Raw genomic sequence first — 23782 nt, 5'->3', positions numbered from 1 at the left:
GGGATCGACTATCCCCACATCGTGGGTCTGGAGGCTGCCAATGGACACTGTCAGAACCGCATTCATTCCCCCCGCACCGGTGCCGCGCACCGGCCCAGTCGGTACGATCGAGCTGATCCGCACCATTTACCGCAATCCGCTCGAGCTGTGGGGCGAGCCGTCCTACAATGAGCCATGGGTTTCGATTGACTGGGCATTCCAGCATACGATCATTGCCAATGATCCCGGCTTGATCCGGCATGTGCTCGTCGATAATGCCAAGAACTACAAGATGGCCGCAGTGCGCCAGCGCATCCTGCGGCCAATCCTGCGCGATGGGTTGCTGACGGCTGAGGGCGATATCTGGAAGCGCTCGCGCAAGGCCATGGCGCCGGTTTTCACCCCGCGCCACATCAACGGCTTTGCCGAGGCGATGAAGCGGACGACAGAAAGTTTTGCCGAGCGCTATGCCAGCCTCGCCGGAACCGTTGATGTTTCCCGCGACATGACAATCCTGACCTATGACATTCTGGCGGAAACGCTTTTTTCCGGCGAGATCGCTGGTGAGGCGGATACGTTTGCACATGAAGTAGACCGGTTGTTCGAAACCATGGGCCGGGTCGATCCACTTGACCTGCTTGGAGCGCCGAGCTGGCTGCCGCGTTTCACTCAGATTCGCGGGCGGCGGGCTCTGGCTTTCTTCCGCAAGATCGTGGCCGAGACGATTGTCATGCGAAAGGCACGCATGGACCACGACGGCGACAATGTTCCCAATGATTTCCTGACGCTGCTGTTGCGGGCAGAGGGCCCGGATGGACTGTCGCGGGCCGAGATCGAAGACAATATCATTACCTTTATCGGTGCCGGGCACGAGACCACGGCGCGCGCCTTGGGATGGACGCTCTACCTTTTGGCGCAGGCGCCATGGGAACGCGATCTGATCGAGCAGGAGATCGATGCCTTCATGCAGCAGGACCCATTACCGCCGCCGCATGACTGGCTGAACGCCCTGCCCTTCACCCGTGCTGCTTTTGAGGAGGCGATGCGGCTTTATCCGCCGGCGCCCTCCATCAACCGTGAACCGATTGAAGACGATCAGTACAAGGATTTGCATATCCCCAAGGGGTCCGCCATTCTGGTGATGCCGTGGACGGTGCATCGCCACCGGCTCTATTGGGACAACCCGGAGGCCTTCGTGCCAGCGCGTTTCCATCCGGACAATCGCGACAAGATTGACCGCTTCCAGTATCTGCCATTCGGCGCAGGACCGCGCGTGTGCATCGGTGCGAGCTTTGCCCTGCAGGAAGCGATCATCGCACTGGCAACATTGCTGCACCGTTACCGGTTCGATACGGTGGGGACGGCAAAGCCGTGGCCGGTGCAGAAACTGACAACGCAGCCCGATGGCGGTTTACCGATGAAGGTGGCGGCGCGGCGATAGAGGGGTGAGTGAAGTTGCCGTTTCCAGAAATCAAACGCAATCGCTCACCCCACCTCTATCGCCCGAGCCTCACCTTCCTTCATAGTGAGCTCGCGAGGGAGTTGAGTAGGTTGCTACAGTCATATTGCATCCACGTTAGACAATCGATAAGCCTTCCCATTGATTTCCCATGAAATTTAATCTATATTCCTTTCAGATGAAAGGATTTGACATGTCGACTACAACACAACGCGTGGCGGAGCCTACCGGCAAGACCGCCGTCGTCTCCAAGGCATTGCTGCGCGCGGCCGAATTGCTCGGGCTGACTGCCAAGGAATTGTCGACCGTGGTGGGCCTGTCGGAACCCAGCATATCCCGGCTGAAGCGCAGCCAGGATGGTACACCGCTGACCGGCAAGAGTTACGAACTGGCCCTCCTGTTCATCCGCCTCTACCGTTCGCTTGACGCCATTGTCGGCGGTGACGACACCGTCGCCCGGCAGTGGATCCGCACTGACAACACCATGCTGGGCGGCAAGCCGCTCAACCGCATCAAAACCATTGACGGTCTCGCCCATGTCCTCGCCTATCTGGACGCCCGACGCGCTCCGATCTGAGGCCCGCGACAGGCACGGTGCCTGCTGGCGTCTCGTTGAAGCGCAACACCGCGTTTCCACGATGAAACTTGTCGATACGCTCGACGAGCAGGCTCTGCTTGAGGACGAGATCGAAGACACCAAACCGCCGCTGCCGCCGGAATGCGCGCGGCTCGACTATCTCCTTGCAACCCCCTTCCGCTATGGCCGCTACCCCGGCAATTCCCGCTTCCGCCGCGAGGGCTATTCGCCCGGTGTATTTTATGCCAGCGAAGCGGTTGAAACGGCCGTTGCCGAAACCGCGTTTTACCGGCTGCTGTTTTTCAGCGAAAGCCCCGGTACGCTTTGGCCGCGCAATGCGCTGGAATTTACCGCGTTTGAAGCGCGCTATGCCACGAAACACGGTATCGACCTGATGGCGGCGCCTTTCGCGCAACAGGCAGCCGATTGGACACGCCTGAGCGAGTATTCCGCCTGCCTCGCACTGGCCGATGCGGCGCATGCCGCCGGGATTGAAATCATCCGGTATCAGTCGGTCCGCGATCCGCAGGGCGGTGCCAATTTGGCGCTCCTGTCCTGCGCCGCCTTTGCCATGCCGCGCCCGACGCACACCACCACGTGGCGGCTGGTTTTCTCCGATTATGGCGTCAATGCCCTGTGCGACCAGCCCAATATCCGGCTGGGTTTCAGCCGCGCCATGTTTGCCGCCGATCCCCGCATGGCAGCGGCACAGCGCTGATAAACCTGGCGTGACCAGCTGGCACGCTTTGCGAAACGTGGCCTGCCCCCATGAGGCGATCCGGGTTTAATGTTAGTGCAGACTTGGTCTGATTGCCATCACTGGCGTTGAGGCTGGCCCATTTTGAGACGGCCAGACAATAGCCACGGGAGCAGGTGATCTGTAACCCAACGATGAGTGTGGTCGGATAGTATTGTAATGCCGTCGCCAATTCTCGATGACGATTTGTGCCTCCTTAAGTGTGTAGAAGATTTCTCCGTTGAGCAGTTCATCCCGAAGCTTTGAATTGAAACTCTCACAATAGCCGTTCTCCCATGGACTACCCGGCATGATGTAGGCGGTTTTGGCACCGACGGCAGCAATCCACTCTCTCAAGGCCTTGGCGATGAATTCAGGGCCATTGTCGGACCGGATGTGACCAGGAATGCCGCGCAGGATAAACAGATCAGACAGAACGTCGATGACATCCGTCGCCTTCAACTTTCTGTCCACCCTGATGGCAATACATTCCCGTGTGAATTCGTCGATCACATTGAGCATACGGATTTTCCTTCCATTGTGCGTGCGAGCCTCAACAAAGTCATAGGACCAGACATGGTTGGGGTATTCCGGTCGAAGCCGGATGCACGAACTCTCATTCAGCCATAAACGTGTGCGCTTGGGTTGTCTGTGTGGAACTTTGAGCCCCTCACGCCGCCATATCCGCTCAACCCGTTTCACATTCACCCCCAACCCGCACGATGCAGCATCGCTGTGATGCGGCGATATCCGTAGCGGCCATATTGGAGAGCAAGTGCAATGATGTCGGCGGTCAGTGCCGCTTCATCGTCCGGTGTTTTCAAGAGCTTGCGCTGTGTGGATCGATGCTGGCCAAGAACCCGGCATGCCCGTCGTTCGGACACGTCAAATTCCTCAACCACATGCTCCACACAGGCACGGCGGCGTGCGGGGCTTAAAAGTTTCCCTTTGCGGCCTCAGCAAGGATCATCTTGTCCAGCGTCAGATCCGAAACAGCCCGCCGAAGACGCGCATTCTCCGCTTCCAGTTCTTTCAGCCGCTTGACCTGATCACCCTTCAAGCCGCCGTATTCGGCCCGCCACCGGTAATATGTTACTTCCGTCACACCTATCGATCGAATGGCTTCTGCCATCGACTTCCCCTGCGAACTTAGAACATCTACCTGACGCAGTTTCATGACAATCTCTTCGGGCTTGTGTCGTTTGCTTGGCATTCTCAATATCCTTTATCGGCTCAAAAGCCATACTTCATAAAGGACCACTTTCAAGGGGGCAGGCCAATCTTTGCGGCCCTCGTTTTTCAGCCCGTGGCAATTGGTGGCGTCATTCCCGCAGGCATGGCGTGCCCTTGGGAAGCAGTATCACTCGATAATCTGGACCGCATGGCCCTTTGCGGCGGGCGCAGGTTTGGCTAGAGGCGAGCGGGCCTGCATGAAGGCCCGGACTTCTTCAAACCGCACATAGCCCTGGCGATGAACATCAATCTCGGCAAAATGGTCGGAGATAAATCCCCAACCAAAATCCCTTGCCCGCTGTTCGGTCAGCTGGTGGGTGGCCGGATCAGCCGCCGCATCGAAGCGAGTCGCCATATCCCGATCCAAGAACTCCTGCGCCACAGTTGCGGTCATAGGCGGGGTGATTTTCCCCGACGGATTGCGCGGTGGGGCACCCAGCTTCTCTGCCGCGAGAATGAGTGGTACCCCGCCAATGCCAGCAGCCAAAGACCGCGTGGATTGAAGCGTTGCACCGCAGGCAATGCCGGAAGCGCCGCTACCAATGGCAAGCACCACGACAAATGTGGAGAAACGAAATTTGATCATGGGTTTTCTCCTAGTTGATCGCTGCGCTGGCGGAAACGGACGAAACTGGCGGATAGGAAGGCGAGCGGTAAAACTCTTCAAGATCCCGCCGCATCGGAGCCCGTGATGCTTCGGTGTTGTAGGTCATGTGGCCGCCATCATAAACTTTGACCGGCACGCGCTCGGCAAGACCCATTCCAGCCAGATCCAGTTCCGTCTGGTGAAAGGGTGTTGCGAGATCGTGATAGCCGTGAAGAACAAGCAGTTTTATTCCAGGATTGGCAATAATGACATTGACCAAATCTGTAAGACTGCTTGGGTCATCGCGGCCAAGATGCTGCCATTTCCAATCCATGATCGGGTCGTCATCCAGCCCGTATTCTCCAGCAGTGTAGTCATCATCCGTACTGTTTGTATCATAAGCAAAAGCAGAACTGTAATTCACCTGCTCCTGCAACAACGCTTTAAACTGCGATATGAAGGGCTTGTTGATATAATCATCCGGATCAAAATTTCCGTCAGACCATGTCGGACGGGCTTTCATACGGCCATCATAGCGACCCAACATGAGATTGGAGCTCTCAAGCAAATCGTAGTAAACCTCATAAGCTGCTAGGTTTGGATTGTCCTTCACATAGTTGAGCGAAAAACCAACTATGGATGCCAATTTCTCGAAATAGGCATTGGCCTTTTCTGTTTTGACAAAATTGTCCCATTTCTTTTTATACTCATCAGTCTTGTATTCCACATCTGCATATAGCCGGGTGTAAGGTCCTGCTTCCTCACGCACAAACCGCCGCAAATCATCGGCATATTCTGCTACTGACCTGGTCCCGCGAACCTCAGATTTCTTGTGAAAGTCAGCAACCATGGCATAGGTCGGATAGTACCCTGCGCAGGAGACTGATGCCCGATCGCAATCAGAATTGAAGTCCAATATCGGTGATTGAAGCGTGACGCCGGTCAGGACAACCGGTGGCTTTCCTGAATTGTCCGGATCGTAATTGCTGGTCCCCGCCTGCAGGAGCAGATTGGCGACGATCGGGGTGCGAATGCCGCCATAGGACTCGCCATAAAGATATTTGGGCGAGCTTTGCCGGTTATTGGCATTGATGTAACGAGTGATGAAATCACGAATCACCTTGGCGTCCGGATCAACGCTCCAAAACTCCTGATTTGTATGCGGCTCAATTGCGGCGGAATAGCCGGTGCCGGGCGGATCGATAAACACCAGATCGCTCTGATCGAGCAGAGTTTCCATATCGTCCACGAGAGGAAAGCTTTCCGGCGCTGGGGTAGCGCCATTTCCGGGAATGTTGGGCGCATCCGACACAAGCCGCCATGGTGCCCATGAACCCATATGCAGCCAGATCGCTGGCGAACCCGGCCCGCCATTCCAGAAGAATGTAACAGGGCGCTTGTCCTTCGGCAGATCATCGCGGGTATAGGCGGTGTAAAAGATGCCCGCTTCCGCATCCTTCTTCTCGGGATTTTTTGGGTCCTTTGGCGCATAGGCAATGAGATGACCGGCCTGGGCGGTGAAGCGCATTTGCTTGCCGTTGAGCATCATCTCATGCCGTTTGGCTGACGGCTTTTCATTGACATCGGCCAGAGCAACCGAAGCGCCCATCTGTGTGTTGTAGTTCACCTCGTCCTGCAGGACAAAATCAGCCGGAGCAGAAGCTTCAAATATCGCTTTGGCGCGTGCATCCTCCTCTTCCGCTGTCAGCACGGTCGTTACCGGTTCTGAAGGGAGTGCTTCCGGCGTTGCCGGTTCGCCAAACGTACCACTACTCTCGGTAACGGCGATGGGGGTGTCAGGTGGGGGAGGAATCGCTGCCGTCACAGGCAGCAAGGCAAAGCATTGCCATTAGCAAAGTCAGTCTGAAATTCATTTTGTTTTATGTTCCCGTTGTAAACGGGACATCATTTTCAACCGGGATACACGCGTCAATTAGCCTATAGTTTAATCAGTGCATAAAAATGCCTATTTCGTAATCGGCTTCATTATAAAACTTACGCCCAACCTCTCCGCGTGCCAGGCGATGTGATCGGCCGTAAAGGTGGCGATGAAAAAATAGGAATGATCGTAGCCGTCGCGCATGTTGAGCGTCAGCGGGATGATGCGCAGGATGTTCCTCGAATTTCCCAATGCCGCGATGCCAAGTAAGGCTGCTACCGGGGACGCGTTAGATATCTCCGCCGATACCCAATTCATGTTGGCTCACGCAGAAACACGAGCCAAGGAGATGGGAGGTTGTAACTGCGGATTACTCGACAATCTGGACAGGGGCCGTGACATTCTTTTTCTTAGCGGAGAGCGCGCGGCCATGTAGGCGGCGACTTCGTCAAAACTGACATAGCCATCACGGTTGCGATCGATTTCATCGAAATGATCCGCAAGGAAACCCCAATTTGCATCCCGCGCCTGTTGTGCAGTCAGCATATTGTTTGAATGTGCAGCAGCGGAATCAAAACGAGCTTTTAAATCGGCGTCCATTGTCTTCTGCACCAGTTCTTCCGTCATTTTTGGACGAGGGGCAATCGAAGGATCCCGCGGCAAGTTCAGCACTTTTTCGTCCACTCGCATGAACTTTTCCTGATGGGGCTCCCCGACAGCAACAGGCGAAAAACTACCGGTGAAGGCGCCGGCGGACGTCATTGGTGTAGCGGTGGCGCTCATGATGATCAGACATACGATCGATTGAGGATAATATCTCATAATGTTCCCGGTTTAATTCGAAGCGGTGACGACAGAGGGGACGTAATATTCATCAATCAACTTTTTCAGAGGAGCCCGTGCCGCCTCGGAATAATAGATCATATGCCCGCCCTCAAACATATGAACCGGAATGTTCAGACCCGCGCCACTCAAGTCCAATTCAGTCTGATAAAAGGGCGTGGCCATATCATAATATCCATGGACGATGAGCACTTTCATATCGGGATCGTTCGTTAAGGCTTGGGTCAAGTCCGGTAGACTGCTGGCGTGACCATCTGTCGTCCAACTGCGCCCCTTAAGGGCATACTTTGTCTCATTGGTGTAATTCAGAAATTCGGGCAACAGCTTTTGAATTTCGTTCGCAAACGCCGTCTTTTCATAATTATCGGGACTATATTTGTGGTCCTTTATCTTCAAACGTCCATCGTAATAACCGAGTGCAAAATCTGGCATCAGATTATCTCTGAATGGCGTTGGCCACATATTGAGATCAGCCTGCCACGCGGACGCTACAACACCCGTCAACGCCGCTAGTCCATTCAGCACTGTTGTGTCTTCAGCTGTAGGATTATCGATTTTCCACTTATCGTAAGGCGCATTTTCGTTGCGATACTTTTTGAGCAGCGGCGCAAATTTGTTGAAGGAAAACCTTCGCGCCTGGTCTGCATAGGACGCAAGGGTAGACGTGCCGCGCAGGTGCTTATGATAATCCGCGATCATTGCATAGGTTGGTAAAGCCCCCGCATTGGTGCTGAATTTCCCATCGGAATCGACGTTTGACTCGTAGTCCAAGATGGGGGAATTCAGAATGATTCCCGATAATATGTTCGCAGGCTTGCCCGACTTGTCCGCATCAAAGTTGGTAGTCCCAGCATCTTGCAGCAATTTGGCAACAATCGGGACACGGATGCAGGAATAAGATTCGCCATAAATATATTTGGGAGAACTCTGGCGATTGTTCTTGTTGTTGTAACTCGTGATAAAATCGCGGATCAGCTTCGCATCGGTATCGACACCTTGAAAATCACTATCCGTATGCGGTTTGATCGCTTTGGAGTAACCGGTCGAAATCGCGTCAACGAAAACAAGATCCGTCTGATCCAGCAGTGTCAGATCATTATCGACCAGAGGAAGCGCTTCAGGGGGCGCATTTTGCGCGCTTTCAGGAATATTTGGAGAATCGACCTTAAGCCGTTTTGGGCCCCAAGCGCCCAGGTGCAGCCAGATCGAAGCGGACCCCGGACCTCCGTTGAAGAGGAATGTTACAGAGCGGTTTTCCTTTGGTAGATCGTCGCGCGTATAAGCCTCATAGAAAATAGATGCCTGCGGATCTTTCTTGCCGGAATTCTGTGCATCCTTCTGGCCATAGGCGATAAGATGACCTGCCGTTGCCGTAAACCAGACAGTTTTGCCATGAAGAGTCATTTTATGGCGCTTAGTACCCGGCGTTTCATCAACAGCCGAGAGCTCCAGCGGTCCGTTATCATATTTGTTCGGATCGTTGACAACATTGTCTTTAGGGGCAATTGCGTCATAAAGACCGGCGACACGGGCCTCCTCATCTACCGGAATGACGACAGCTGGGGTTGACCCGTTATTGTCTGGTGTGCTCGCTGTTGGCTCAGTGACAGAGGCCGGTGCCTTAACCTGTTCCAGCAATGACCCAAAAGTACCTTCTGAAATTGTATTGTCTGACGACGAGCGTGAATCGCTGTCGCATGCTGCCAAGCAAACCAAACCGGCAAGCAGCACAAATTTCGCCTTCATTTAATGAGTCCCCTGATTATATATGGTCCAAAAGCAATCAATGGCCGCTAAAAATAATCAGGAGATATAGCCACACAGAGAAGCACCGGGGAAATGAATTTAAGTTATTGGAATGATAACTTAAATTCATTTGCCCACCGGCGTATCACCCCAACCTCTCCGCGTGCCAGGCAATATGATCGGCCATAAAAGTGGAGATGAAGAAGTAGGAGTGATCATAGCCGTCGCGCATATTGAGCGTCAGCGGGATACCGGCCTTGGCACAGGCATCTTCGAGCAGCCATGGCCGCAGCCCGTCATCGAGAAAACCATCGGCCTTGCCCTGATCCACCAGCAATTCCGGCAGGCGATGCCCGTCCTCGATCAGCAGCACACTGTCATAGGCTCGCCATGCGGCCTCGTCTGCGCCCAGATATTTCTCCAATGCAGGGCGTGACCAGCCAGCCACTGCCGGTCGGGTGATCGGCGCAAAGGCGGAAACCGAGCGGAAATGACCGGGGTTTTTCAGGGCGAGCGTGATAGCACCATGGCCGCCCATGGAATGGCCAGTGATGCTCTGACGCTGCATATCAACCGGAAAGTTAGCGGCAACCAGAGCTGGCAACTCGTCCATGATGTAGCGCGCCATGCGGTAGTTTGCGGCATAGGGCTCCTGCGCCGCGTCGAGATAAAACCCCGCCCCCTGACCAAACTGCCAATTGTCCTTTTCATCCGGCACATGCTTACCGCGCGGGCTGGTATCCGGACAGATAATCGCAATGCCATGCTCGGCGGCGGCGCGGCGGTACTCACCCTTGTCCATGACATTCTGATGGGTGCAAGTGAGGCCTGAGAGATACCACAATACCGGCACCGGGCCATCCTTGGCCTGGGGTGGCAGGAACATTGCGAAGGTCATGTCACATTGGCACGCATCGCTGTAGTGGCGATAGACGCCTTGCGTACCGTCAAAGCTTTTGGCGATCGAGAGCGTTTCCATGACTATTCCCGTGAGATTTGGAGATTATTGGCCGAGCGAAACGGCGACATTGACCGCCGCCGCCACAAGCACCGTGTTGAAGAAGAATGAAACGATGGCGTGCAGCAGATTGACCTTGCGCATTTCCGTGCTGGTAACGGCCGTATCGGACGTCTGCGCGGTCATGCCGATAACGAAGGAAAAATAGAGAAATTCGATGCCGCCGGGTTCCTTGCCGCCGGGGAAATCCAGCCCGCCGACATGTTTGCGCGGTTTGTCCTTGGTGCCCTGCGCGGTCTCGTCCGGCTGCCAGTAGAGATGCGCATAATGAATGGCGGTCATGGCGTGAATGGTGGCCCAGCCAAGCGGCACAGCGGCAAGCGCCAGCGAAAGATCCAATATATGCGGATTTTTTTCGCTATTGATCAGGACGAAAAGTGAGCCGACGGCAACAAGAACCGCGCCAAAAGTTACCGCAAAGATGATCCAGACCGGCTCGTCCGAACGGGCGGCATTCTGCTTGAGAAAGCTCGATGTTAGCCGGCGAATCTTGAACCCCGTGAGAATGAGGTAGGCGACGAAAAACACATTCGCAGCAATGACATAAGCAAGGTGCGGATAGAATGCCAAAGCTAGCGCCAAAGCAGCGATACCGGCAATCGCAGCCACATAGAATGGATTGTGCCGGTGCAATATCACCATTTTATCCTGCCTTTGCTGGCCGCTGCATATCGACATGCGGAATTTCGTCTTCCAGATATTCCGCTGAAACCGGCAAAAAGCCAAATGTTTCATAAAAGCGCTGCAGATGGCTTTGCGCTGACAGGGCAATCGGACTGCCCGGAAAACGCCGCTCGCACTCGGCAATCGCCTCCGCCATCAACCGGTCGCCAAGTCGTTTGCCGCGATGGGCAGGCGAAACCACGACCCGGCCGATGCGCGCTGTATCGTCAATGCCATGCGCATGGCGAATGCGCGCACTCGCCACCAGTTCCTCGCCGAGGAGAAGCCGCAGGTGCAACGCCTCGATGTCTTTGCCGTCGAGCTCCGGATAGGGGCATTTCTGCTCGACAACGAAGACGTCGACCCGCATGCGCAGCATGGCATAGAGATCGCGCGGGCTGAATTCATCAATCCCGCGCACATCGACGGTATAAACGTCGCTACCCATCAAAAAGTCACGACAGAACGGATCGATTTGCCCTCGTGCATGAGGTCGAAGGCGGTGTTGATCTCATCAAGCGGCATGGTGTGGGTGATGAGGCTGTCGATATCGATCTTGCCTTCCATGTACCAGTCGACGATCTTCGGCACATCGGTGCGGCCACGCGCGCCGCCAAAGGCTGTGCCCTTCCAGACACGGCCGGTAACCAGCTGGAACGGCCGGGTGGCGATTTCCTTGCCAGCTTCGGCGACACCGATGACGATGCTGGTACCCCAGCCGCGATGGCAGCATTCCAGCGCCTGCCGCATGACATTGGTGTTTCCCGTTGCATCGAAGGAGAAATCCGCGCCGCCATCCGTCAAATCCTGAATTGCCTGAACAACCTTGTCATTGCCGACTTCGTTCGGATTGATGAAGTGCGTCATGCCGAATTTCTTCGCCATCGCCACTTTGCCGGGATTCAGATCAACACCGATGATCTTATCGGCGCCGACCATACGGGCACCCTGGATGACATTGAGACCGATACCGCCAAGTCCGAAAACGACAACGTTCGCACCGGGCCAGACCTTGCCTGTATAGATGACCGCGCCGATACCAGTGGTGACGCCGCAGCCAATATAGCAAATCTTGTCGAATGGTGCGTCTTCACGCACCTTGGCCAGCGCGATTTCCGGCAGGATGGTGAAGTTGGAGAAGGTCGAGCAGCCCATATAATGGAACACTTCACCGCCATCGCAGGAAAAGCGGCTTGTGCCATCGGGCATGACGCCCTGGCCTTGCGTGGAGCGGATGGAGGTGCACAGGTTCGAGCGCTGCGACAGGCAGGTTTTGCACTGGCGGCATTCCGGCGTGTAGAGCGGAATGACATGATCGCCGACTTTCAACGATGTGACGCCAGCGCCGAGCTCCCGCACGATGCCTGCGCCCTCATGACCGAGAATGGCCGGGAATTTGCCTTCGGAATCAAGGCCTGAAAGCGTGTAAGCGTCCGTGTGGCAGACACCGGTTGCCATCACTTCCACCAGAACTTCGCCGGGCTTCGGGCCGCCAATTTCGATTGTTTCAATGGTGAGCGGTTTTTTGGCTTCCCAGGCAACGGCGGCGCGCGATTTCATGAATAACTCCCTATGCGTCTTTGTCAGTGCAGCTTTTGATTTGCAGTTGTGCACTATCAGGATCGCAAGGGGGATCGTCAATCAAATCGGCGACATTTCCAAGCTGGAAATGTCGCCGATGATTTATTGATGGAATATGGAGATACCCGCCGAAAGAACTCACTGAATGATTTGAACGGCCTTGCCATCCGGGCTTTCTGTGGAAGAGCGCACTTTGAGAGGTGACCGCGCTTTCAGATATGACAGGACTTCTGCGAGGCTGACAAAGCCCTTATTGTCACGGTCAATCTCTGTGAAATGATCCGCAATAATGCCCCAGCCGGCCGCTCTCGCCCCATCAGGCGTGAGATATCCGTCTTTACCCGCGGCTTTTTCAAAACGTCTCTTCAGTTGTTGATTCACAACATCTCTTATGCCGCTCTCATCGAGTTTTTGCGGCGCTGTAGGGGCGGTGTCGGGAGAGTTAACCCCCGCTTTCATTGCGTTTAAATCCGCCTCATGTGCAACAGTGGCTTTTTCAACGGCACCGGCTTTCACAGGCACCCCTGTGATCAAGCCCATCGTCACAAGAACGGCGATTGATTGATAATACTTCATAAACGTTCTCAATTTTTGGGTTAACATGAATACTGAAAATTGTGTCTTACTGCGTGAGCACAGGGCCTGCCGCATAGAATGCATCCAATTCCTGTTTCATCGGGACACGCGCCTCCTCTGATTCATAAATCATATGACCGCCCGCAAAGTTTTTGACCGGGATACGTTTAGTCAGTCCGACATTCATGAGATCCAGCTCGGTCTGGAAAAATGGGCAAACCAGATCGTAATAACCGTGCACAATCAGCATCTTTACGGACGGATCGTAGCCCAATGTTTCAACCAGATCGGGAATACTGCTTTTCGCATAGGCGAGTGCCGCATCACGATTCCAATTCCATAGTGATATTACCGAAGAATTCGATGACTGGTATGTTGCAGCAGAGCGAAAATTGAACGTATCAGGCAGGGCGGCTTTTATCCCGGCCTTAAATGCTTCATCGTCATAGAATGTGAAATCGTATGCGCCTTTTGGAATATTCAGACGGGCGTCGTAAGAATTCAAAGTTAAATCTGGCATGAGACTGGTCTTGAACTTATAATATGACAGCTCGAATTCAGTCAGCCAGTCAATATCCAACCCGGTTATACCAGTCATATCCTTGAAGAAGCCCATTCCTGTGGGGGTTGTTGCGTATTTCAGCCAATCCGGGCTCAAATCTTTTTCGCAGCGCCAGCCGTCGCATCTGTATAATCCTTAAGGGTCATATAGGGATCAATCAGGAATTTGCTGAGGAAATCAGAATGCTCGGTTGAGGCTTTGGAGAAAAAAATATCCGCTAAACTGGTGCCATAACTGAGTGCGTTCTCTTTGTTGCCAATAGCCCACTGTTTGGCTTTTTCGGAATCGGCCAACATAGGGTAATCAATAAGATGATCAAATTGAGTTTTAGCGCCGATGTACAAACCCTTTGCCTTGGCCAGTTCAGGTGAATACCAAATCTTGTGGGCGGCATTGTGCTTTTCCTTAACAAATTTCCTTAGGACTTCGGCATATTCAGCGATGGATGCTTTTCCACGCGTAGCGCCCTTTTTGTAATAGTCGGCTACCAATCCAAAGGTCGGCAGACTGCCGGCGCATGAAGCACTTGTATCCTGAACACAGTTGCTGTTGAAATCGAGGATCGGAGAGTTCAGCACAATCCCCGACAGAACAATCGGTTTTTGAACAGAAGCATCTTGCTCGTATTCGGTGATCCCCGCCTGCTCCAGCAGATTGGCTACAATAGGCGTGCGAATACCGCTGTAGGATTCACCGTAAAGATATTTCGGCGAATTTTGCCGCTTGTTGCGATTGATGTAACTGGTAATGAAATCGCGAATAACAGCTGCATCTGCGTCCATTCCCCAAAAATCTTTATTCTTGTGCGGTTTTATCGCCTCTGAATATCCCGTGCCTACAGGGTCGACAAACACCAGGTCGGAACGGTCCAGCAAGGTCTCTTCGTTGTCGATCAACGGGAAACTTTTCGGTTTTTCTTGCTTGGCGCTTTCCGGCATGACCGGTGCGCCGGTCTTGAGACGCTGCGGCGCCCACGACCCCATGTGAAGCGTTGATGACGATGATCCCGGCCCTCCATTCCAGAAAAATGTCACCGGGCGATTCTCGCGTGGCAGATCGTCCCGCGTGTAAGCCATATAGAAGATGGATGCCTGTGCATCTTTCTTGCCCGGATTGGCGGGGTCTTTCGGCGCATAGGCGATGAGATGTCCGGCGCTGGCCGTATAGCCAACAGTTTCACCATTGATCGTCATACTGTGATGTTTGACGGCGGGCGTTTCATTTACTGCCGACAGCTCAAATGCCCCGCCCCCTGAAAAATCAAACTCCATTGTGTCTTCAATGATATTGTCTGTGGGCCAATTGAATTGATCCGCTACTTGCGTGATTGGCGGAGAACCGAATGTTCCCTCCGACGTATTCGTTGTTGGAGAATTTGATCCATCGCAAGCAGCCAGAAAAACCAGAATTGATAATGAGAAACCCCTAAATTTCATATGTAAAATATCCCCTCTTAAAAAAACAACCTTCTTCAATTGGGGGTGGACCAGTCAATTATCCTAAAGTTCAATCAGAGAGACATATTGCCTATTTTATGAACAACTTCTTTTGCTGATGAAATAACTTCAATAGGTTAGGTTGCGACAGTTTGCGCTGGATTAGACTAAGGTATTAAGACAAACGCCTCTGACGCCCATTTCCCAACATATATTCGCGATCACGCGGGCGACTTTTGCCGGAATGAGATGGACTTGCCCGATGCAATCCTGTCAAAACGCCAACATCTCAACTTTGGAAATGCATATTGCCTTATCTGCCGGCCCTTCCCGTTACCGAAATCTTCCCGGCGCTTGATGCAGCCCTCGGGCTGGGCAATGCGGCTGTGCTGGTGGCGCCGCCGGGTGCGGGCAAGACGACTCTCATTCCGCTGCATCTGCTGGGCGCGCCATGGCGCGAGGACCGGATGATCGTACTGCTCGAACCCCGGCGGCTCGCCGCACGGGCTGCGGCCAGCCGCATGGCAAGTCTTCTCGGCGAGGAAGCGGGTGCAACGGTTGGCTATCGCATGCGGTTGGAAAACAAGGTCTCGGGAAAAACACGCATTCTCGTGGTCACCGAGGGCGTGTTTGCCCGGATGATTCTGGACGATCCGGAGCTGAAGAATGTCGGTATCGTACTGTTCGATGAATTCCACGAGCGCAGTCTCGATGCGGATTTCGGGCTGGCACTGGCGCTTGATGTGCAGGCGGCATTGCGGCCGGATCTGAAAATTCTGGTCATGTCAGCGACGCTGGACGGCGCGCGGGTGGCAAGCCTTCTGGGCGATGCCCCGGTGCTGGAAAGCAAGGGGCGTTCCCACCCCATCGAGACACGGTACCGCGAGCGCAAGCCGGACGAGCGGATCGAGGATGCCATGGCCAAGGCGATCCGCGAGACACTGGCAACGGAGACCGGCAGTATTCTGGCATTTCTGCCGGGCCAGCGCGAAATCGAACGCACAGCTGAAGCGCTGGAGGGACGAATACCTGCGGATACGATGATCGTGCCGCTCTATGGAGCGCTCGAAGGCCGCGATCAGGATGCAGCGATCCGGCCTGCGCCAGCGGGCAAGCGCAAGGTGGTGCTGGCCACTTCCATCGCCGAGACATCCATCACCATTGATGGCGTGCGCGTGGTCATCGACAGCGGTCTGGCACGGCTGCCGAAATTCGAGCCTGCCACAGGGTTGACCCGGCTGGAAACCGTGCGGGCAGCACGGGCGGCGGTGGACCAGCGTGCGGGACGTGCAGGGCGTACAGAGCCCGGCATCGCATTGCGGTTGTGGCGGGCCGAACAGACGGCAGCTTTGGAAGCCTTTGCGCCGCCGGAAATTCTCGAAGCAGATTTGACCGGGCTGGTGCTGGATTGTGCCGCCTGGGGCGTTGCGGATCCGCGCAGTCTGGCTTTTCTCGATCTGCCGCCAGCGCCAGCAGTCAAAGAAGCCAAGGCGCTTCTGGACAATCTCGGTGCATTGGAAAATGACCGTATTACTCCAATGGGTGAGGCCATGCGGGCACTGGCGCTGCCAGCCCGGCTCGCACACATGGTGCTCATGGCGCGCGAACGCGGGCAGGCATTGCGGGCGGCGGAACTTGCCGTGCTTTTGACCGAGCGCGGGCTTGGCGGCAATGATATCGACCTTGATGTGCGCCTCTCCCGCTTTCAGCGTGACAGGGGCGATCGCGCCAGCCGTGCCCGGTCGCTGGCAAAAAAGCTGGCGGGACAGGGGCAGACCTCTTCAGATGAACCGGACAGTGTTGGGCGCCTGCTTATCGGTGCTTATCCCGACCGGATCGCCAAATCGCGTGGCAATGGCCAGTTCACCCTTGCCAATGGCCGCGGCGGCGAGATCGATCCGGCAACATCGCTGGCGCGTTCGCCGTTTCTTGTGGTGGCTGATCTGGCAGGCCGGGCGGGCAAGGCACGCATTCTGGCGGCGGCCGAACTGACGGAAGCCGAAATCCGCGAGGCACTGGGCGGGCGCATCGTCAGCGGGCGGCAGGTGACATATGATGCCGGCCGCAACACTTTGCAGGCGCGCGATGCCACCCGCATCGGCGCTATCGCCCTTGCAGAAAAGAACCTTCCGGCGCCATCGGGCGAAGCAGCCAATCAGGGCGTGATCGAGGCGGTGCGCAGCCATGGCCTCGATATTCTGCCGTGGCCGAAGGAAGCGACGATCCTGCGGCGGCGGCTGGCCTGGCTGCACAAGGGGCTGGGCGAACCGTGGCCCTCCATGGCCGATGCGGACCTGATCGCGACGCTCGATGACTGGCTTTTGCCTTTCCTCACCGGCATTGCCAATCTCAACCAGATCCCGGCGCACGTGCTGCATGACGGTTTGCGCTCGCTGGTGCCGCATGAATTACAGCGCAAGATCGACACGTTGGCGCCGACGCATTTTACCGTGCCCACCGGCTCGAATATTCCGGTCCGTTATGATGCGGAGGATGCGGTGCTAGCGGTGCGGGTACAGGAATTGTTCGGGCTGGGGACGCACCCTTCCATTGCAAATGGCACGATTCCGCTGTTGCTGGAATTGCTGTCGCCTGCGCACCGGCCAATCCAGATCACCCGCGATTTGCCGGGTTTCTGGAAAGGATCATGGGCAGACGTGCGCAGCGATATGCGTGGCCGCTATCCCCGCCATGTCTGGCCGGATGATCCATCAAATGCAGCGCCAACCAGCCGGGCCAAGCCACGGGGCACGTGAGTTTTCTTCAAGGCTGCAGCGGTAGTGTGCGTGGTTCGACAGGCTCACCATGAGGGAGAGGGTTTGGCTGCAAGGTCAGTTCTGAAATTGCCAAGATCCATAAAGATCTCGCAGAATTTGTCTCCCTGCAACCCATCCATCTCCCTCATGGTGAGCCTGTCGAACCACGCACAATGGTGGTGCAGCCTTGAAGAGCTTAACTATCAAAGAACCTGAGTATCACTCTCAGAAAATCCAGAATTCCATTTGCACGCGGTTTGTTCTAAAGCTCGGGCATGGCTCACGAATTCGGCATACGTTCCTCCTATCTGTCGCGGCGATTGCGGCTGACGACCCTGATCCGCCTGCGCTGGCTGGCGGTGGCAGGCCAGAGCATCGCGGTGCTCTTCGTCGCGCTCTATATGAAATTTCCTTTCCCGGTCAGCATCTGCTTTGCGCTGATTGCCTGTTCCGCCTGGCTGAACCTGCTGTTGTCATTCCGTTATCCGATCAACCACCGGCTTGAGCCGCGTGCGGCGATCACCGTGCTTGCCTTCGACATATTGCAGGTGGCAGGTCTGCTTTATATGACGGGCGGATTGCAGAATCCGTTCGCGGTGCTGATGATTGTTCCTGTCATTATTTCGGCCACATCCCTGCCGGCGTCCTCCACTGTGACACTGGGCATTCTGGTCACCATTTGCGCCACTGCGCTGGCCTACTTTCACCTGCCCCTGCCCTGGTACCCGGAAGAGACCCTGCAATTGCCGTTTGTGCTGGTGGCCGGTGTCTGGTGCTCGGTTGTCTCGGCGCTGGTCTTTACAGCCGTCTATGCCTACCGCGTCGCTGAAGAAGCGCGACTACTGGCCGACGCGCTGACCGCGACAGAACTGATCCTGCAGCGCGAGCAGCACCTGTCGGCGCTGGATGGCCTGGCCGCCGCCGCCGCACATGAACTCGGCACGCCGCTCGCCACCATTGCGCTTGTCGCCAAGGAAATGCAGCGGGCGCTGGCCGAGGACGACCGCTTTGCCGACGATGTCGAACTCTTGCGCTCTCAGGCGGATCGCTGCCGCGAAATTCTGAAGCGGCTAACCAGTCTTTCCTCGGAAAGCGAAGAGCATATGTCGCGCCTCAAGATTTCCTCGCTGATCGAGGAAGTCATCGAGCCCAACCGTAATTTCGGTATCAGCATCGAGGTGACGAAACTGCGTGGCGATGGACATGAGCCGGTTATCCGCCGCAATCCCGGCATTATTTACGGCCTAGGCAATCTGGTCGAAAATGCGGTGGATTTTGCCCGCGAGACAATTCAGGTCAGCTGGGGCTGGACTGACAAGACCGTGCAGATCGTCGTTGCTGACGATGGCAAAGGTTTTCAGGCGGATATTCTCGACCGAATTGGCGAGCCCTACACAACCGGACGGGACCGCGAGACCAACGAACATGGCGGCGGACTCGGCCTCGGGCTGTTCATTGCCAAAACCCTGCTGGAGCGTTCCGGCGCGGCCATCACCTTTCGCAATCGCAACGATCCGGGTCAAGGCGCCGAAGTTGTCGTGACGTGGCCGCGCAATCAACTTGATGAACAAAACGGATAACCTTTGACTTTTTGTTCATTGCAAACCATTAACGGAATATATTTATAAGAAATGAGCAGGAAACCCTGATGGAACACACGGATCAGGACGATATTGCGGCCATAGGCGGCGATCGGACGTTGTTACTGGTTGACGACGACAAGCCGTTTTTGCAGCGCCTGGCGCGCGCGATGGAATCCCGGGGATTTACGGTTGCAATTGCGGAGTCCGTTGAAGCAGGGCTTGCCAGCGTCAAAGTCCACGCACCAGCATACGCGGTTGTCGATATGCGTCTGGGCGATGGCAATGGTCTCGATATTATCGAAGCGATCCGCGCCCGGCGCGAAGACACCCGTGCAATTGTCCTGACCGGCTATGGCAATATCGCCACGGCGGTCAATGCCGTGAAGCTCGGCGCCATTGATTACCTGTCGAAGCCTGCCGATGCCGACGAGGTGTTTGCCGCCCTGACCCGCCGTGCCGGCGACAAGGTTGCACCGCCGGAAAACCCGATGTCAGCGGACCGGGTTCGCTGGGAACATATCCAGCGCGTCTATGAAATGTGCGACCGCAATGTTTCGGAAACGGCACGCCGGCTCAATATGCACCGGCGTACCTTGCAGCGTATTCTGGCCAAGCGCGCGCCGCGCTAAATCTCCAGCGTGATTCAGTCTTGTGGTGCGAGTTCGCCCTACTCGATATCCGTCTCGGGCAGATGAATTCCTGACAGCTCGGCAAGCGTCATCCGTGCGGCACTGACGCGGGCAAAGCGCAGGGTCATGGCCTTGCGCGTTGCACCCGGCAATTTGTGTTCCGGGGCATCGCGCAGGATTTCCGCCCCGTAGCCATCGGACAGGATAAACCCGCAATCTTCCGGAAAAATCTCTGAGGGAACGCCCGGATGCGTGGCAAAGAACAGGCGGTCGCAATGGGCGCGGTATTCCGGCCATTTGCGGTCAACCTTCCAATCCTCGATCGATGACTTGATTTCGACAATCCAGATTTCGCCGCTGCGTGTCAGCGCTACCAGATCGGCACGTCTGCCCGACGCCAGAGGCAATTCCGGCATGACCGCCAAACCAAGCTCCAGAAACAGCCGTTGCACGCCGCGGCGCACCATCATGGCGTTTTCTGACTGGCGTCCATCAATGAGCGGACTGGTTTGACCGGGAATCACAAGGGGCATGGTGTAAGTATCGCTGAAATCTCTACAACCGAATACGACAAAAATGCACCAGTTGGTTGAAGAAAACGTGGTTAACAGAAAACTTCACTTTACGGTTAATCAAGCATTAACAATAATGGCGATAATTGGGGCAGACAACTGAATCGTTTCAGATTCGCTTAATACTTGATGGGGTAACTATGCAGCTCAAGACAATCGTCCTTGCAGTTGGACTGATGGGTGCAACTGCTCTGACCGGCTGTTCCACAATCGGTTTCAACTATTCCACCGCTTCCTATTCTTCCGTCACCGACGCTGGTTATGTGCTTCCAGCTATTCCAAAAGCAAAAATTCCGCCACAATTCCTGCGTCAGGAAGTACGCTATGACGGCGGCGAAGTTCCCGGAACAATCATTGTCGATACGGGCGCAAAATTCCTCTATCTGGTTCTCGGCGATGGCCGCGCCATGCGTTACGGCATCGGTGTTGGCAAGCAGGGCTTCGAATGGTCCGGCTCGGCTCGTATTGCCTTGAAGCGCGAATGGCCAACCTGGACACCACCCAAGGAAATGATCAAGCGCCGTCCCGAACTGGCTGAATTCCGTGATGGTATGGATCCGGGCTTGCAGAACCCGCTAGGAGCCCGTGCGCTTTACCTGTTCAACAAGAGTGGCGATACGGGCTACCGCCTGCACGGCACGCCGGAATGGTGGTCAATCGGCAAAGCCATGTCATCCGGCTGCATCCGCCTGATGAACCAGGACATTCTTGATCTGTACAACCGTGCCGAAGTCGGCGCCAAGGTTGTTGTAATGTAAGTGCTGGCTGACAAGCCGCAGGAACAGGCCGCCTCCGGGCGGCCTTTTCATGTGTTCCATGGATTGATAATCTGGACGCCGGTTGCTGCAAAATCGGCGGCATTGCGGGTGACGACAGTCATGCCGTGGACCAACGCGGTCGCTGCGATCAGCGCATCGCGCTCGGACTGGGGATCAGGTACGTGCAAGTGCGCACAACGCTGGGCAACCGCAGTATCAATCGCCAGAATTCTATCTTCAAATCGCGGCAAGACCCAATGGTCGCGCCAGTCTCGCAATATTGCTCCCTGCTGCGCGTCTCTTCGTTCCACCAGCAGCAGTCCCTGATCAATTTCCAGAATCGTGATCACCGAGAGAAAGAACCGCGCGAACGGTATAGTTGCCGCCCATGCCATTACTTTCGCATCTGCTCTATCAGGCCGGCGCATTTCCGAGATGAAATTGGTATCCAGAATGAACATCAGGAAAAATCAGCTGGGCGGATGGTGACCTTGAGGCGCGGTATATCGAAGTCAAAATCCGTCTGTCTCTGCTCGGTCAGCACGTCGGCCAGGCTCTCCTGCCCGCCTGTCAGTTTCAGATATTCCTCAATGCTCAAGAGAACATGAGCCGGGCGTCCCCGATCTGTGATGAACACAGGACCGTCGTTTGCCGCCTTTTTGACGTCACTGGCATGCTGATTGAATTCCCGGCTTGAAACGGTTGTAATGCCCATGACATACCCTTCTTGATTGTAGCTATGTTACTACATTTTTACATGAACGCAAAACTCTTGAACTGGTGCTTGCCTGTTTTATTTACCGAACGGATTTTTGCCTTGTTGACCTGATCGATATGGGGCCCATAGATTGTCTCAAAGCCTTTCGCGTCCATCGGGACGATAGGGGTTCGAGATGCGCATAACCGGGAAGGTCCACATGTTCAAAACCATCGCCACCACGCCGTTTGATGACCAGAAGCCCGGCACATCGGGCTTGCGTAAAAAGGTCCCGGAATTCCAGCAGCCCAATTATGTCGAGAATTTCATCCAGTCGGTGTTTGACTCGCTGGAAGGTTTCAAAGGCAAGACGCTGGTGATTGGCGGTGATGGGCGATATTTCAATCGCGACGTGGTGCAGATTGCCATCCGGATGGCTGTTGCCAATGGTTTTGGCCGCATTCTCGTCGGCCAGGGTGGTATTCTATCAACGCCGGCTGTTTCCAATGTCATCCGCAAGTACAAGGCCTTCGGCGGTTTCATCCTTTCCGCCAGCCACAATCCGGGCGGACCGAAAGAAGATTTCGGCATCAAGTACAATATCGGCAATGGCGGCCCTGCCCCCGAGAAAATTACCGAGGCGGTCTTCGCCCGTTCCAAGGTCATCGATCGCTATCTGATTGCCGATACGGCAGATATCGATATCGACACCGTCGGCAAGCAGCAGGTCGCAGGCGTGGACGTCGAGATCATCGATTCCGTCACCGATTATGCCGAACTGATGGAAACGCTGTTCGACTTCGATGCAATTCGGGCGCTGATCAAATCCGGCTTCACCTTGCGGTTCGATTCCATGCACGCCGTGACCGGGCCGTATGGCAAGGAAATTCTTGAACACCGTCTGGGCGCGCCGGATGGTACCTGCGTCAATTTCGTGCCGCTGGAAGATTTCGGCGGACATCACCCCGATCCCAATCTCGTCTATGCCAAGGACCTCTATGACCTGATGATGTCGCCGAACGGCCCGGATTTTGGCGCCGCATCGGATGGCGATGGCGACCGCAACCTGATTATCGGCAAGGGCATGTATGTCACCCCGTCGGATTCGCTCGCCATGCTGGCAGCCAATGCGCATCTGGCGCCGGGTTACAAAGCTGGATTGAAAGGCATTGCCCGCTCCATGCCCACCAGCGGCGCGGCAGACCGGGTGGCAGAGAAACTCAAGATCGGTATGTACGAGACGCCGACCGGCTGGAAGTTCTTCGGCAATCTGCTCGATGCCGATATGGCAACCATCTGCGGCGAGGAAAGCTCGGGCACGGGCTCCAATCATGTGCGTGAAAAGGACGGGCTTTGGGCTGTGCTGCTCTGGCTTAACATCCTTGCGGTGCGCAAGGAGAGTGTGCAGCAGATATCGCGGGAACATTGGGCCGCATACGGGCGCAACTACTATACGCGTCACGACTATGAGGAAGTGGATTCAGCGGCCGCCAACAGCTTGGTCAGCGATCTGCGTGCCAAGCTGCCAAGCCTCGCCGGAACGACGGTGCAGGGACTGACCATCACCAAGGCCGATGACTTTGCCTATCATGATCCGATCGACAAATCGGTGAGCGAACATCAGGGCATTCGCATTCTGTTCGATGGCGGTTCGCGGATTGTCCTGCGCCTGTCCGGCACCGGCACATCTGGCGCAACCTTGCGGCTCTATATAGAGCGCTATGAGGCCGATCCGAAACGCCATGGCCTTGAAACACAGAGTGCCTTGGCTGACCTCATCCGCGCTGCGGATGAACTGACCGAAATCAAGACCCGCACCGGCCGCGACAAGCCAAGCGTGATTACATAATCACTACGAAGGTCGTAGATTTGGCTTAGGCCTCATTTGGCGTCCATTATCGTGTAGTTATAAT

23 protein-coding genes and 1 pseudogene are annotated in these 23782 nt (G+C 55.4%); 8 read left to right on the top strand and 16 right to left on the bottom strand.

Annotated elements, in window-relative coordinates; genetic code table 11:
- Positions 1 to 40 precede the first annotated feature (40 nt).
- From HB779_RS06695 to HB779_RS06685, 3 genes are all read left to right on the top strand, one after another.
- Positions 41 to 1420 (top strand): cytochrome P450, encoded by a 1380-nt coding sequence (locus tag HB779_RS06695; RefSeq protein WP_188344979.1) that lies wholly within the window; start codon positions 41 to 43, stop codon positions 1418 to 1420.
- A 211-nt stretch (positions 1421 to 1631) separates the two neighbouring features.
- Positions 1632 to 2015, top strand: coding sequence for an MbcA/ParS/Xre antitoxin family protein (locus tag HB779_RS06690; protein WP_188344978.1), 384 nt, complete (start codon positions 1632 to 1634; stop codon positions 2013 to 2015).
- Entirely contained in the window at positions 1975 to 2733 is a 759-nt protein-coding gene (locus HB779_RS06685; protein ID WP_188344977.1) for an RES family NAD+ phosphorylase, read from the top strand. Before HB779_RS06690 ends, HB779_RS06685 begins: the two co-directional genes overlap by 41 nt.
- 72 nt (positions 2734 to 2805) lie before the next feature.
- Here the strand turns inward: HB779_RS06685 and HB779_RS06680 are convergent.
- The 13 genes and pseudogenes from HB779_RS06680 to HB779_RS06620 all read right to left on the bottom strand — a co-directional run bounded on the left by HB779_RS06680 (position 2806) and on the right by HB779_RS06620 (position 14913).
- A pseudogene (locus HB779_RS06680) lies at positions 2806 to 3964 on the bottom strand (IS3 family transposase).
- A 147-nt stretch (positions 3965 to 4111) separates the two neighbouring features.
- Positions 4112 to 4570, bottom strand: a complete 459-nt coding sequence (locus tag HB779_RS06675) for a hypothetical protein (protein WP_188344976.1) — start codon at positions 4568 to 4570, stop codon at positions 4112 to 4114.
- Between the two features lie 10 nt (positions 4571 to 4580).
- Positions 4581 to 6395 (bottom strand): hypothetical protein, encoded by a 1815-nt coding sequence (locus HB779_RS06670; protein ID WP_244642567.1) that lies wholly within the window; start codon positions 6393 to 6395, stop codon positions 4581 to 4583.
- Between the two features lie 141 nt (positions 6396 to 6536).
- A complete protein-coding gene (locus HB779_RS06665) occupies positions 6537 to 6767 on the bottom strand; it encodes a hypothetical protein (RefSeq protein ID WP_188346037.1) in 231 nt (76 codons plus the stop codon).
- Between the two features lie 6 nt (positions 6768 to 6773).
- Entirely contained in the window at positions 6774 to 7271 is a 498-nt protein-coding gene (locus HB779_RS06660) for an EF-hand domain-containing protein (RefSeq protein ID WP_188344975.1), read from the bottom strand.
- Positions 7272 to 7283: 12 nt separating this feature from the next.
- Complete coding sequence (locus tag HB779_RS06655) at positions 7284 to 9038, bottom strand: peptidase (protein WP_188344974.1); 1755 nt, start codon at positions 9036 to 9038, stop codon at positions 7284 to 7286.
- 145 nt (positions 9039 to 9183) lie between these two features.
- Positions 9184 to 10017, bottom strand: a complete 834-nt coding sequence (gene fghA, locus HB779_RS06650) for an S-formylglutathione hydrolase (protein WP_188344973.1) — start codon at positions 10015 to 10017, stop codon at positions 9184 to 9186.
- A 24-nt stretch (positions 10018 to 10041) separates the two neighbouring features.
- Positions 10042 to 10698, bottom strand: a complete 657-nt coding sequence (locus HB779_RS06645; RefSeq protein ID WP_188344972.1) for a DUF1345 domain-containing protein — start codon at positions 10696 to 10698, stop codon at positions 10042 to 10044.
- A gap of 1 nt (position 10699) precedes the next feature.
- Positions 10700 to 11167 carry a GNAT family N-acetyltransferase gene (locus tag HB779_RS06640; RefSeq protein WP_188344971.1) on the bottom strand — a complete coding sequence of 156 codons (468 nt, stop codon included), beginning with the start codon at positions 11165 to 11167 and terminating at the stop codon, positions 10700 to 10702.
- Entirely contained in the window at positions 11167 to 12279 is a 1113-nt protein-coding gene (locus HB779_RS06635; protein ID WP_188344970.1) for an S-(hydroxymethyl)glutathione dehydrogenase/class III alcohol dehydrogenase, read from the bottom strand. Before HB779_RS06635 ends, HB779_RS06640 begins: the two co-directional genes overlap by 1 nt.
- A gap of 159 nt (positions 12280 to 12438) precedes the next feature.
- Entirely contained in the window at positions 12439 to 12876 is a 438-nt protein-coding gene (locus HB779_RS06630; RefSeq protein ID WP_188344969.1) for a hypothetical protein, read from the bottom strand.
- A gap of 46 nt (positions 12877 to 12922) precedes the next feature.
- Complete coding sequence (locus HB779_RS06625) at positions 12923 to 13534, bottom strand: hypothetical protein (protein WP_188344968.1); 612 nt, start codon at positions 13532 to 13534, stop codon at positions 12923 to 12925.
- Positions 13531 to 14913 carry a hypothetical protein gene (locus HB779_RS06620; protein WP_210302611.1) on the bottom strand — a complete coding sequence of 461 codons (1383 nt, stop codon included), beginning with the start codon at positions 14911 to 14913 and terminating at the stop codon, positions 13531 to 13533. Before HB779_RS06620 ends, HB779_RS06625 begins: the two co-directional genes overlap by 4 nt.
- Before the next feature lie 269 nt (positions 14914 to 15182).
- On the opposite strand from HB779_RS06620, the gene hrpB reads away from it, so the two are divergent.
- From hrpB to HB779_RS06605, 3 genes are all read left to right on the top strand, one after another.
- A complete protein-coding gene (gene hrpB, locus HB779_RS06615) occupies positions 15183 to 17630 on the top strand; it encodes an ATP-dependent helicase HrpB (RefSeq protein WP_188344967.1) in 2448 nt (815 codons plus the stop codon).
- Positions 17631 to 17905: 275 nt separating this feature from the next.
- Entirely contained in the window at positions 17906 to 19210 is a 1305-nt protein-coding gene (locus HB779_RS06610; RefSeq protein ID WP_188344966.1) for an ActS/PrrB/RegB family redox-sensitive histidine kinase, read from the top strand.
- Positions 19211 to 19278: 68 nt separating this feature from the next.
- On the top strand, positions 19279 to 19842 hold the full coding sequence (locus tag HB779_RS06605; protein ID WP_188344965.1) for an ActR/PrrA/RegA family redox response regulator transcription factor: 564 nt from the start codon (positions 19279 to 19281) through the stop codon (positions 19840 to 19842).
- A 38-nt stretch (positions 19843 to 19880) separates the two neighbouring features.
- Here the strand turns inward: HB779_RS06605 and HB779_RS06600 are convergent, their stop codons facing one another.
- Positions 19881 to 20375 carry an MmcB family DNA repair protein gene (locus tag HB779_RS06600; protein ID WP_188344964.1) on the bottom strand — a complete coding sequence of 165 codons (495 nt, stop codon included), beginning with the start codon at positions 20373 to 20375 and terminating at the stop codon, positions 19881 to 19883.
- A gap of 179 nt (positions 20376 to 20554) precedes the next feature.
- Here HB779_RS06600 and HB779_RS06595 point away from each other — a divergent pair, with 179 nt between their 5' ends.
- Positions 20555 to 21172 carry a L,D-transpeptidase gene (locus HB779_RS06595; protein WP_188344963.1) on the top strand — a complete coding sequence of 206 codons (618 nt, stop codon included), beginning with the start codon at positions 20555 to 20557 and terminating at the stop codon, positions 21170 to 21172.
- 47 nt (positions 21173 to 21219) lie between these two features.
- On the opposite strand, the gene HB779_RS06590 is transcribed toward HB779_RS06595, so the two are convergent.
- Both HB779_RS06590 and HB779_RS06585 read right to left on the bottom strand, forming a co-directional pair.
- Positions 21220 to 21633: a type II toxin-antitoxin system VapC family toxin gene (locus HB779_RS06590; protein ID WP_188344962.1), complete on the bottom strand. Its 414-nt coding sequence runs from the start codon at positions 21631 to 21633 to the stop codon at positions 21220 to 21222.
- The gene (locus tag HB779_RS06585; protein WP_188344961.1) at positions 21633 to 21887 is read right to left on the bottom strand and encodes a type II toxin-antitoxin system Phd/YefM family antitoxin; all 255 of its coding nucleotides are present in this window, start codon (positions 21885 to 21887) and stop codon (positions 21633 to 21635) included. The genes HB779_RS06590 and HB779_RS06585 overlap by 1 nt, the downstream gene beginning before the upstream one ends.
- A gap of 202 nt (positions 21888 to 22089) precedes the next feature.
- On the opposite strand from HB779_RS06585, the gene HB779_RS06580 reads away from it, so the two are divergent.
- Complete coding sequence (locus tag HB779_RS06580) at positions 22090 to 23718, top strand: alpha-D-glucose phosphate-specific phosphoglucomutase (RefSeq protein ID WP_188344960.1); 1629 nt, start codon at positions 22090 to 22092, stop codon at positions 23716 to 23718.
- The last annotated feature ends 64 nt before the right edge of the window (positions 23719 to 23782 follow it).

This window comes from Phyllobacterium sp. 628, from assembly GCF_014189505.1.
Classification (GTDB): domain Bacteria; phylum Pseudomonadota; class Alphaproteobacteria; order Rhizobiales; family Rhizobiaceae; genus Phyllobacterium.
Note: the sequence above shows the minus strand (reverse complement) of the source record. Positions and strands in the feature narration are given on the sequence as shown.